The organism is Streptomyces sp. ISL-98 (assembly GCF_018614055.1).
Lineage (GTDB): Bacteria > Actinomycetota > Actinomycetes > Streptomycetales > Streptomycetaceae > Streptomyces > Streptomyces spiramyceticus.
Window position 1 is genome coordinate 1 of the sequence record NZ_JAGGPB010000105.1, and the last position, 11,030, is coordinate 11,030.

Sequence of the window (11,030 nt, forward strand, 5' to 3'; positions counted from 1 at the left end):
CCGACATGGTCGTGCCACGCGGCCCGAAATCGTGACGACCGTGCGCTCCCAGGTGTAGGCGGTCTTCATGGGGAAGGGGCCCTCGTTGGTCCGCATCACCATCCGTCGGCCGGGCTCGTACTCGGTGATCGCGTATGTGCAGGCGAGGCGCCTGCCGAGGAAGCGGGCGACGAAGCCGGCCTTGGAGCCGACGTTCTTCCAGGCGACCCGGTTCTCGTCGGCCTGGTCGCGGCGGAGCTGGAAGGGCTTGGGGACGCCGGGGAAGTTGACGTACAGGACCTCGTCCTTGCGGTTGACATCGTCCGTCCACCAGCCGGTGAGGCCGTCTTCGGTGTTCAGCGCTTCCAGGACGCGGTACAAGTCATCGCCGAGCCCAGACGGCGCGAGATCCTGCGGCTGATCCGGGACGACGAGCTGTCCGCGGAGGGCACCTTACGACGCCCCCCGGCGACCCCCGCGGACCTGGCCGGATCACACGTCATCGCCTCCTTCCGGAATCGCCGCTGGGCAGCGGGGGCGCACACGAGGGCCATCGCCGATCTTGCGTGGGAATCCCGGCCTTGAGGCCGGGCGGGAAACGCATGCTGATGTTCGGAGCCGCGAAGCGGCGTAGTACGCTGCAAATCTGCTTCGGCAGCGGTCAGGGCTTGGCCGTCATGAGGTTCTTTGGAGCCGAGTGAGAAGCCCCCTCGTTTACGAGGGGGAGGAGTCACAGAGCGTTCCGAGGCCGCGGTGCGCCAGGCCGCGCACCGTGCTCGCGAGCATGTGCGAGCCCGGCGGCCACGCTTCACCGCGGACCGGTCGCGGCAGCGCGAGGTCACCGAGCGGTTCTTCGCCGCCGCGACCGGTGGTGACATCAACAGCCTTATGGAGCTGCTGTCCTCGGACGTCACACTGTGGACCGACAGCGGCGGCAAGGTCCGCCAGGGCGTCGAACCCGCCGACATGAACGCCGAACGGGTCGAGATCAACGGCGGCCCGGGCATGGTGTTCAGCGGTTTGGGCCGTGTGATCGTGACTGTCACTTTTGATTTCGACGCCGACGGCCGCATCACCGCGATCCACAATGTCGCCAACCCGGACAAACTCCAGGCCATCGCCGACGGCACCACTCACGACGTCGGCACGCACTGAGACCTGCGCGGGATCACGCCAGCCGGCCCCGAGAGCGGGTTCCGGATCGTGGAATGCGATGTCGTACGAATCCACGCCGCTGCCTGCGTAGTGGTGCCCGGGCCGGCGCACTCGGCGGCCCTGTCTGCCATGCACCGCAGGGGCTCCGTCTTACGAGCCCCCGGCGATTGTCATCCCTTGAGTGAATACGCAGACGACACCCGGACCTCTCACGTCGACTTCCGCTCAGCCCGCGAACTCGCCCATCCACGCCTCGACGTCGTCCGCGGAGCGCGGCAGGCCCGCCGAGAGGTTCTCGTGGCCACCGTCGGTGACGACCAGGTCGTCCTCGATCCGGACGCCGACGCCGCGCCATTCCTCGGGCACCGTCAGGTCGTCGGCCTGGAAGTACAGGCCGGGCTCGACGGTGAGCACCATGCCGGGCTCCAGCACGCCGTCGATGTACTCCTCGGCCCGTGCCTCCGCACAGTCGTGGACGTCCAGGCCGAGCATGTGGCCGGTGCCCGCCATCGTGAAGCGGCGCTGCAGGCCGAGTTCGTACGCGCGGTCGGTAGGGCCGTCGATGAAGCCCCACGCGACCAGCCTCGCCGCCAGGGAGCGCTGGGACGCCTCGTGGAAGTCGCGGTAGTGGGCACCGGGCTTGACCGCGGCCATGCCGGCCTCCTGGGCCTCGTACACCGCGTCGTAGATCTCGCGCTGCAGTGGCGTGAAAGTCCCGTTGATCGGGAGTGTGCGGGTGACGTCGGCGGTGTAGAGGGAGTGCGTCTCCACGCCGGCGTCGAGCAGGAGCAGCTCGCCCGGGCGCACCGGGCCGTCGTTGTCCGTCCAGTGCATGATCGTGGCGTGCTCGCCCGCAGCGCAGATCGTGCCGTAGCCGACGGCGTTGCCCTCAAGCCGGGCCCGACGGAAGAAGGTGCCCTCGATCCACCGCTCGGACGACACGATAGCCTGCGGCAACTCACGTACGGCATCGGCGAATCCGCGCACCGTGGAGTCCACGGCCTTACGGATCTCGGCTATCTCCCACGCGTCCTTGACGAGGCGCAGATCGCTGAGGGCCTCTTCCAGTCCGGCGTCACGCTCCTCATCAGTAGTGAGGACGGCTTCCAGGGCGGGATCGTGGCCGCGGACGATCCGAGTCGGTGCCCCGGAGGCCGCGGCAAGGTCACCGGCGGCCGTACGGACGTCGCGGCAGGGCAGGCCGAGGACGAGTTCCGACTCGGCGAGGGAGCGGCGACGACCCATCCACAGCTCGGCCGTGGAACCCGTCCAGAACTCGTCGTTGTCCCGGCTCTCCCGGGGCAGCTGGTAGCAGTAGGCCTCGTGGCCGCCGTCCGCGCGGGGTTCCAGCACAAGGGCGCCGTCGCGGACCTGATCCCCGGTCATGTGCACATAGCCGGAGTACGGGCGGAACGGGTAACTGTCGTCGTTCGAACGGACCTTGAGGTTCCCCGAGGGAATCACCAGGCGCTCGCCGGGAAAGCGTGCCGAGAGCGCGGCCCGGCGGCGGGCCGCGTACGGAGCCTGTTCGCTGAGCTGCAGATCGCGCCGCTCGGTGTCCGCCCAGCCCGTCCGCATCAGGGCGGAAAGCTCCTCGGAGATTCCTCGGTAGAGGCCGTTCTTTCGACCCTTCGCCACGTCATGCACCTTCTTCTGATGGGTTCCTCAGGGGTGAGGGACGGAGAGACGCGTACGGACAGGGCGAGCTCCCGTCCGGTGCGGCCCCGGTGCCCTCGCTGCCACCGCTCTTCGGAGGCCCCCGGACAGTAACCCGCGCCGCACCCGCCGGTTGCCGAAAACTGCCACTGGCGCGGATCGGCCGCCACGCGCTCACGGATCGGATAGAAACGCGCTCCTTCCCGCCGGAGTTCACCGGATCGAAAGGACCGTGCCAGATGCGCTTCCGTCATATCGCACAACGAGCCGCCGCATTAGGGGCGTTGCTCGCGCTCGTAACGCCCGGAATCGCGGTGTCCCAGACACCCGCCATTGCGTCGCCGCACTGCACCCCGTTCGGCTCGACGACGGCCGACGGGGCGGACGAGTGGGGCAGTTGCTTGAAGGTGGACCTACAACTGTCCGAGGCACCGGCCGTCGGCGCGACGGCGCGGCTCGACATAGAGATAGCCAGCACGGCGGCGCGTTCCGACGTGCGCGTCGACGTCCAACTGCCTGCCGGGCTGGTGTGGGTGGAGACACCCGAGGGTCTGCGGTCCGCTACCGTCGCCTCCTCCGTCCCCGCCCACGGCGGGCGGCTGCACCGCGCCGAAGGCCATGGCAGCACCGGCAAGGCCCGGCCGTGGCGGCTGAGCGGCACGGTCAAGGCCGTCGCCGCCGGATCGGCCGCGATCCGCGCGGTCGCCACCTCGGTCGCCGTCGGTGACGCCGACAGCGGCAGCGTCTTCCTCACCGTCGGCGCGCAGCGCTCGAGCTTCGGCATCGCGCCAAGGGACGTCCACGCGGCGGCGCCGACGGCCGGCGGGGCGTCCCGCGCCCACGCCCGTCTGCCGCACCGCCCGGCCGGGCCCGCGGCCGGCACCACGCCGACCATGGTGGCCTCGGTGGCCGCGGACACGGCGTGCGCGACCGGCACATGGGGATACACCGACCACACGGGGGCCGCCCGGGTGTCCGCGAACGCCCAGGTGACCGTGTACGACGCCGACGAAAAGGGCCCCCACGAGCTGCTGGCCTCCGGGCTCACCGGAGCCGATGGCCGGTTCTTGCTGTGCTTCGACAACACCGACGAGGCGGGCGGCGGGCAGGACGTCTACGTCCGGTTCGCCACCGAGAACGCCAACTGGGTCATACGCAACGGCCGTTCCAAGCAGGCCTACCGATTCACCACCGGGATCCGCTCCGAGACAGCCACGGGCACCACGGTCGACTTCGGTGCGTTCCAGCCCGCCGACGCCGCCCTGATGCGCGGCGTCGAGGCCTTCGACACCATCAACGCCGGGTGGACATGGAAGCCCGGCACCTGCTGGGACGCCAGGGACGCCACCTGCCGGCGCGGGCTCGTCAACTGGGCGCCCGACTCCACCGACGGCACCTACTACTCGCTGCGGGACAACGCCGTCCACCTCGCCGCGGAGGACCCTGACTCGAACATTCTCGTCCTCCACGAGTTCGGCCACGCGCTCATGGACGACGTGTACGAGGACGCCTTCCCGTCCGCGCCGAACTGCAGCCCGCACTACATCCACCGCGCGAGCTCCGAGGGCTGCGCCTGGACCGAGGGGATGGCCACCTGGTTCGGGGTCGCGGTGCTCGACGACCCCACCTTCCGGTGGCCGGACGGCAGGACGCGCGACCTGGAGGGCCCGACCTGGGGCACGCCGGAGTGGGACAACGGGGACACGGTGGAGGGCCGCGTCCTGGGCGCCATGATCGACCTGGCCGACAGCACGAACGAGCCGGGCGACACCTGCTCTGAGAACCCGGCCGGCCCGCTGTGGTCCACCTTCCTCGACCACGTCTCCGGCACGTTCCGACAGTACTGGGACCAGCGCGCCGCCGACGGCTACGACGTCGGCCCGACCGCACTCGACTGCCTTCACCACAACACGATCGACTACCGGCTCTAGTCACCATGACGGGCGCGTCGCATCGCCGCACGATGCGACGCGATGCGCCCGTCCTTCGCCTGTCCACCCGTCTGCCTGTCCGCCTGTCCGGACCGAACGCGAACCGTTGATAATGCGGCGCATGGCGAACACGAAGCTCAGCGAGGCCCTTCGGCTTCTGGGGATCGATCACGAGGCCGGCCGGGTTTATCTGGTCCTGCTGGAGCTGGCACCCGCTCCGCTGAGCGCGATCGGGACCGCTGCCGGGCTGGACGGCGCCCAGCTCGCCGCGGCGTACGGCGAGCTGGTCGCCGCCGGCCTGGCGAGCGCGGCCGTCGATGGCCAGGATGTGGTGGCTCCGCTGCCGCCCGCAGCAGGCCTGGAGATCCTCGGCCGGCACCGGGCGGCCGAGCTCGACGAGTCGCGCATCACCGTCGGCGGCGCGTTCGAGTCGTTCCGGCGGCAGCGGCTCGCCGCGTACAACGACAACCTTGTCGAAGTCGTCACCGGGGACGCCATCGGCCCGAGGATGCGCCAGGCGTGGGCCAGCGCCCGCGAACAGATCCGGCAGTTCGACTCTCCTCCGTACTTCCCCATATCCGGCGCCACCGACGATGCGCTGGCCACCCTCGCCCGCGGCGTGAGGCAGCGTGTCGTGTACTCGCAGGAGTCGATGGAGCACCCAGGAAACCTGGAGGCAGTCATCGAACCGTGCATCGAGGCCGGTGAACAGGCCCGGGTCCTGCCGTCAGTACCGGTCAAGCTCGTGATCATCGACGACGCGTACGCGCTCGTGTCGTTGTCGATCAAGGAGGCCGATGTGCACAACACCATGCTGATAGTGCAGCCGTGCGGGCTGTTCTCCGCGCTCGTGGCCCTGTTCGAGCAGTCATGGCAGACCGCACTGCCCATCCACGGCCGCACCGCTCCCCGGCCGGGCGGTCTGCTGCCCGCCGACCGCCGCCTGCTGCGGCTCCTCGCGGGCGGTGTGCGCGACGACGTCATCGCCCGGGAGATCGGCGTCAGCCGTCGCACACTGTTCCGCCGGGTGGAGGTCCTGATGGCCCGGCTGGGCGCCACGACCCGGTTCCAGATGGCCCTGCAGGCGCAACGCTGCGGATGGTTGTGACCGGGTTACGCCCGTCCGGCACGGCGGGCATCACGCGTTGTCCATATCCACCAACCGCTGTGTTAACAGCGACGCCACTGGCGGGGTACGGGAGTTGGTGCCGGCGCTGGTGGCGTCGGGCACCGGGTCACGGCGACGAGAAGTGTGATGACGATCCCGCCAGCCACCACGAACAGCGTGGTGCTGATCCCGTCTGCGGTCGCGATCCGAAGACGTTCGCCGGTGAGGTCATCGAGATCCGCGGTCGCCACCAGGACGAGAAGGGCGAGGCCGACCGCGGCACCGACCCCGGAACCAGTGGAGGCGATCCCCGAGGCGATGCCCTGGTCCCGGTCTGCCACCCCGGTCGCAGCAGCGATGAACATGGTGGTGAACACCACGCCGTCACCGATGCTCAGCGCCACGAGTCCTGGGATCAGTTCCACGTACGAGCCGTTCGGCGAGATCGCAACGCCGAGCAACACGGCGCCGACTGCCCCGAAAGCAAGAGCAGCCACCAGCGTGCCTCTGAGCCCGAACCTCGTTACGAACTGGCCGGCAGTCGTTGAGCCCGCCAGCACGACCGCTGTTGGGATCAGGAACCCGGCACCTGTTTGCAGCGGGTCGTAGCCGAGGATCTGCTGAAAGTAGATCGACAGGAAGTAGAGCACCGAGCCGAAGGTCGCCATGAACATGGACGCGATGACGACGCCGGTCATGAGGTTTCGGTTCGACAGCAGCCGAGGGGGCATGAGCGGGTCGACGCTGCGCCGCTCGATGACTGCGAAAGCCCCGATCAGTAGCAGGCCGACCACCGCGCTGATCAGAATGCCTGGTGAAAGCCAGCCCAGCCCGGGTCCTTGAACCAGAGCAAAGACGATCAAGGTGACGCCCAGAGTGACGCTCAGCGCACCAGGTAGATCGAACTTGCGGCCCTTCTCGCGTTCACCGTCGGGCGGGATCAGCACGAACGCAAGCACCAGTGCCGGGCCCGCCAAGGCGACATTGACCAGGAAAACCGCTTCCCAGCCGAAAGCCCGGGTCAGCAGTCCGCCGAGCAACACGCCGATCACAAGTCCGGCCGCGCCCGCACCGCCCCAGATACCCAAAGCGCGGTTGCGCGCCTGACCTTCCGAGAACGTGGTGTTGATGAGAGCCAGAGTGGTGGGGAAGACCAAGGCTCCGCCAAGTCCTTGAAACGCGCGTGCGGCCAGCAGCATCCCCGTCCCGGTAGCGAGCCCACCCGCAAGTGCCGCTCCGGTATAGAGAGCAAGCCCGGTCGCCAGGATCCGGCGCCTGCCGAGCAGGTCCGCGGCGCGACCGCCAAACAGCAGGAAGCCGGCCGAGGCCACCGCGTAAGCGCTGATCACCGATTGAAGCGTTTGCGCGGAGTAACCCAGGTCACGTGCGATGTCAGGCAACGCCACCACGACGATGTACTGGTCCAGCGAGACGATCAGCATCGCGAACGACAGCAGCGCCAGTGTCGCGGTCTCACGATTCCAGCCAAGACTGCCGGGCGCTGATGAGGCTTCCCTAGATCGCAAGGCACCACTCCTGGTTGACCTGGCACGTTCGCTTTACGTCGGCTTCGGATGTCCGGCCGAGCGGGACACCCGACACTGCTGGGGGAAACGCCTCAAACGCAGAGCACTAGCAAGACCTTAAAGACCGAGGTCACCAGCCGCCTCAACGACACCCCCGTTGAACCAAGCTGGGCCGCCGCGCAGCCCCGTCGAGGGCGGAACAACCGAGCCCCACGGCCTGAGCATCCTGGTGTCTCACTTTGCGGCTGCTGGGTGAGATGAGAATCGGGCCCCATTGCGACAGGGTGGGTCGGCCATCGGCCGTTTGTTGCACAGGACGCCGTTTGACGGCCGGGGAGTCGCCCCGATAGTCGGCAGCACATCGCCTAATCTCCTAGAACTGACGCTTCGTCATGAAAGGAAGATTTCATGCCTTCTCGACTCAACCCATACATCAGCTTCAACGGCGATGCCCGGCAAGCCATGGAGTTCTACAAGGGGGTCTTCGGCGGCGCCCTTACGCTGAACACATACGGTGACTTCGGCGAGAAGGAGGCCGGAGACGCCGCCGACAAGATCATGCACAGCATGCTCGAGACCGACAGCGGCTTCACGCTCATGGGTGCCGACACTCCGCCGGGTATGGAGTACAAGCCCGGGAACAACATCGCAGTGAGCGTGAGCGGGGAGGACGCTGACGAACTGCGCGGCTACTGGAACAAGCTCTCCGGCGACGGCACGGTCTCGGTTCCGCTGGAGAAGCAGATGTGGGGCGACGTCTTCGGTATGTGCACGGACCGCTTCGGCATCACCTGGCTGGTCAACATCAGCGAGCAGCGGACCTGAACGGGCAGCGCCGCTCTTTCCTCGCCTACACCGGCGCCGCCGTCGCGGCGCTCGCCCACCAGCGGGCCGTCACTGAACCCGCGTACCTCACAAGCTCCTTGTCCGGCTACCCCGTCGACTTCGAACTGGTCACCTGGCTGGAGACCAGCAGCGGACCCGACCGCCGGCGTCGATGCCGGGCTGCGTTTACCGCCCGCGGCAAGGCGTGCAGGAGGCCTTCGGCTCTTCGGTGGAGCCGCAGCGGCCGCCTATTCACCCCCAGACCTCGTCGGCGAGGACAGCGGCCAGATGCCGCCTGATGTACCCACCGCGCTGGTGGGCGCGGCGCTCATCGGCGGCTCCGTACTCACTCTCATGATCAACGAGAACATTCCCGGGATCGACCCAGAGTGGTTGCGCCGGCTCGGCATCTACGTCCTGGCGGGCGTCATGTTCCTGCGCGGCCTGGGCGGTTACTTCATGAACTCGGGCGCCACCAGCGAGTTCCAGACGTGGAACTCCGCCCTGTATCCACCGCTGTGCATCGGGCTCGGCCTCCTCGCCGTGACCGTCGGGCCGGCCGCGACCGGGCGCGCTCGCGACCTGTCGCCTGTCAGGGAATGAGGCCTGGCTCCACGCCCCTTGCCCCCACCCCACACGGACGTGAGTTCCCTCGCAGAGGCACTCGACGTCCTGCGCGTCGTAGACGTCAACCTGAACCCGACCACCAGCCCTGGACGAAGCCGGGTGGCACCACGGAAAGTAGCCGTCCTCGCCGACCGCCGGGGCCGGATTGCTCACACCCCATCGACACGGTCAGTGCTCACAAAGCCCGGATTCCGGCGCTTCCGCAGGAGCTCGTGCTAACGGACTCGCGGACCCTGGAGTGAGCAGTTCCGGGTGATCACGAGCATCGTCTGGGACATCCGGACGCATCCTCGCCTGAGCGGCAACGCACCCCGCCGGCCTCCAGCTTTTCTACGTTCCGACGACCTAGTCTGCGCTCAGCACGCCCGAGTGCCGGGCGGGGCGATCACAGCAGCACCGGCCATGACCTGGAGGAAGAGATGCCCAGCCCGCAGCAGCCTTTCGGGACTGTCGTCAGTAGCATCGGCGTCAACCTGCGCAAGTACCCGAGCACGGATTCTGCCATCACCGGAACACTCAGCCACGGCGCCGAGATCGGCCTGAAGAGCAAGGTCCATGCCCAGGTCATTGACGGCAACGGCATCTGGTACCTGCTGCGGGACAAGGCCGTCTGGGTCGCGGCCCGGCACGTCGACAACACCGGACAGGTTCCCCTTTCCAAGGATGTGGAGCCCGCGCAGCCCGTGGGCTGAGGGAGCGCGGTCTCCACCTTGGCGGCCGGATGTTTCTGTGTGGGTGTGGCTCTCGGCGGAGCGACGGTTTCGGGAACGCGGTCATCAACAGTGCGGTGACAGAGATCCCGGATGATGCAACCCGCCCGGTCGACGTGCGAAGGGCTCCGCTGCCCGACAACTGCGCCATTCGGTGCGATGCGGCGGAAGGCTGGACTGAACGGGGTGGCCGCGTGAACGTAGCGGCCTGTTGGTTGAGGCTTGGCCATCCCTGATCTTGCGTGGGAGCCCCGGCCTTGAGGCCGGGCGGGAATGCATCCTGATGTTCGGAGGCGCGAAGCGGCGTCGTCCGCTGCGAATCTGCTTCGGCAGCGTTCAGGGCTTGGCCGTCATGGGGCTCTTTAGAGCCGAGTGAGAAGCCCCCTCGTTCACCCGCCTCACGAGGGGGAGGAGTCACGTAGTTGCGGGCCGTCGGCACGGCTGTACGTGCGTCCGATGGGCAAGTGCAGGTGTCGGGTTACGTTGTCAGCGGCTCGCCCTATGCTCCTGATCATGATCGAGAACAGGTTTGATGCCCTGCTGGAATCCGGGTTCACCGACCGTCTGGGCGAGCGCGACAGGATGCTGCTGGCACGCCGGGCTCTTCTCAAGTCCTGCTACGAGAAGCCCTCCCCGGTTCTCTCGGACAGTTGGTGGTACGCGGTGCCGGGCGAGCGCTACGAGGGTCTGTTCACGGCTTTGAACCTGCACGACCGGTTCCCCGTGACGCTCAGCGAAGGGGCGGACGTGGTGCGGTTGCCGTACAGGCCAGGAGCGGTTCCGGTGTTCGTCACGCCGGAACTCGACGGCTGGCGGCTGATCATCGGGAACCTGGAGAGCGCGGTCGGCGTCGACTGGGACGAGTGGATGAGCGCGGTGGAACGGTTGAGCGCCCAGTGCGGCGAAGCCCAGATGTTCTTCGAGGACGACGCGGGTGGATCGAACGTCTGGGTGGTCGCCGAGCAGGGACGCATCCGGCGCCGGTATACGCGCGAGGACGATCCCGAGTGGGTCGGCGAGCCACTGCCGTGGGAAGAACTGCGCGTCGACGACGAGCACTTCGATGCAGAGTACGACGATGCGGCGCCCAACGAGGGCACAGCGGACGCCACCACTGCTTGCCGCCAGCTGTCAGTGGATCCCAGCCGGATCGGCGCCGACACCCAGATACGCGGCCACGGCTGGCTGGCGCTGAGCGCACCGGGAGTGGGCCACAAGGACCTGGCCGACCTCGTCCGCAGCTGAGGCCGTCCGCCGACTCGCGGTCGTCTCAGAGCACCCGGACAAGCTCGCACCCGCCATGGGCGATCACGGCGGATCCCACGTACAGCCTGACCGTCGACATCTGTGCCGTGGCCAAGTCCCTCCACCAGGAGCATCCCGGTACTGCCCTGACAAGACTCCTGATGCCTTCGAACTCGACCGCTGAACATAGCCAAACGGCAGTGGGGCGATCACGCTGATCAGCGTGATCGCCCCCACTCAGGTCCTGGTGTCAGCCTGCGGCCGGGTG

General features: G+C 68.1%; 9 protein-coding genes and 1 pseudogene. 7 read left to right on the top strand and 3 right to left on the bottom strand.

The annotated features are described in order from the left end of the window. Window positions 1-360 (bottom strand): hypothetical protein (locus J7I98_RS39495; RefSeq protein WP_214929885.1); only part of this gene is annotated, 360 nt, incomplete at its 3' end. A gap of 354 nt (window positions 361-714) precedes the next feature. Here J7I98_RS39495 and J7I98_RS39500 point away from each other — a divergent pair. Beyond that, window positions 715-1,134: pseudogene (locus J7I98_RS39500) on the top strand (RNA polymerase subunit sigma-24); the annotation flags it as partial. A 225-nt stretch (window positions 1,135-1,359) separates the two neighbouring features. Here the strand turns inward: J7I98_RS39500 and J7I98_RS39505 are convergent. Further along, window positions 1,360-2,772 carry an aminopeptidase P family protein gene (locus tag J7I98_RS39505; RefSeq protein ID WP_214929886.1) on the bottom strand — a complete coding sequence of 471 codons (1,413 nt, stop codon included), beginning with the start codon at window positions 2,770-2,772 and terminating at the stop codon, window positions 1,360-1,362. 257 nt (window positions 2,773-3,029) lie between these two features. Here J7I98_RS39505 and J7I98_RS39510 point away from each other — a divergent pair, with 257 nt between their 5' ends. Together J7I98_RS39510 and J7I98_RS39515 are read left to right on the top strand one after the other, a co-directional pair. Beyond that, window positions 3,030-4,721 carry a hypothetical protein gene (locus J7I98_RS39510; protein ID WP_214929887.1) on the top strand — a complete coding sequence of 564 codons (1,692 nt, stop codon included), beginning with the start codon at window positions 3,030-3,032 and terminating at the stop codon, window positions 4,719-4,721. Between the two features lie 121 nt (window positions 4,722-4,842). Beyond that, a complete protein-coding gene (locus tag J7I98_RS39515; RefSeq protein WP_214929888.1) occupies window positions 4,843-5,829 on the top strand; it encodes a LuxR family transcriptional regulator in 987 nt (328 codons plus the stop codon). A gap of 62 nt (window positions 5,830-5,891) precedes the next feature. Here the strand turns inward: J7I98_RS39515 and J7I98_RS39520 are convergent, their stop codons facing one another. Beyond that, window positions 5,892-7,355: an MFS transporter gene (locus J7I98_RS39520; RefSeq protein WP_251021878.1), complete on the bottom strand. Its 1,464-nt coding sequence runs from the start codon at window positions 7,353-7,355 to the stop codon at window positions 5,892-5,894. Window positions 7,356-7,763: 408 nt separating this feature from the next. Here J7I98_RS39520 and J7I98_RS39525 point away from each other — a divergent pair, with 408 nt between their 5' ends. The 4 genes from J7I98_RS39525 (at window position 7,764) to J7I98_RS39540 (ending at window position 10,762) form a co-directional block, all read left to right on the top strand. Beyond that, window positions 7,764-8,180 carry a VOC family protein gene (locus tag J7I98_RS39525; protein ID WP_214929889.1) on the top strand — a complete coding sequence of 139 codons (417 nt, stop codon included), beginning with the start codon at window positions 7,764-7,766 and terminating at the stop codon, window positions 8,178-8,180. A gap of 180 nt (window positions 8,181-8,360) precedes the next feature. Continuing rightward, window positions 8,361-8,783 (top strand): DUF3995 domain-containing protein, encoded by a 423-nt coding sequence (locus J7I98_RS39530; RefSeq protein WP_214929893.1) that lies wholly within the window; start codon window positions 8,361-8,363, stop codon window positions 8,781-8,783. 443 nt (window positions 8,784-9,226) lie between these two features. Next, entirely contained in the window at window positions 9,227-9,499 is a 273-nt protein-coding gene (locus tag J7I98_RS39535; protein ID WP_214929890.1) for an SH3 domain-containing protein, read from the top strand. A gap of 531 nt (window positions 9,500-10,030) precedes the next feature. Then, complete coding sequence (locus tag J7I98_RS39540) at window positions 10,031-10,762, top strand: hypothetical protein (protein ID WP_214929891.1); 732 nt, start codon at window positions 10,031-10,033, stop codon at window positions 10,760-10,762. Window positions 10,763-11,030: the final 268 nt, after the last annotated feature.

Excerpts from the sequence above, each read along its gene's own strand:
- J7I98_RS39525 (WP_214929889.1), top strand. The coding sequence starts at position 7,764 with ATGCCTTCTCGACTCAACCCATACATCAGCTTCAACGGCGATGCCCGG.
- J7I98_RS39535 (WP_214929890.1), top strand. The coding sequence starts at position 9,227 with ATGCCCAGCCCGCAGCAGCCTTTCGGGACTGTCGTCAGTAGCATCGGC.
- J7I98_RS39540 (WP_214929891.1), top strand. The coding sequence starts at position 10,031 with ATGATCGAGAACAGGTTTGATGCCCTGCTGGAATCCGGGTTCACCGAC.
- J7I98_RS39515 (WP_214929888.1), top strand. The coding sequence starts at position 4,843 with ATGGCGAACACGAAGCTCAGCGAGGCCCTTCGGCTTCTGGGGATCGAT.
- J7I98_RS39510 (WP_214929887.1), top strand. The coding sequence starts at position 3,030 with ATGCGCTTCCGTCATATCGCACAACGAGCCGCCGCATTAGGGGCGTTG.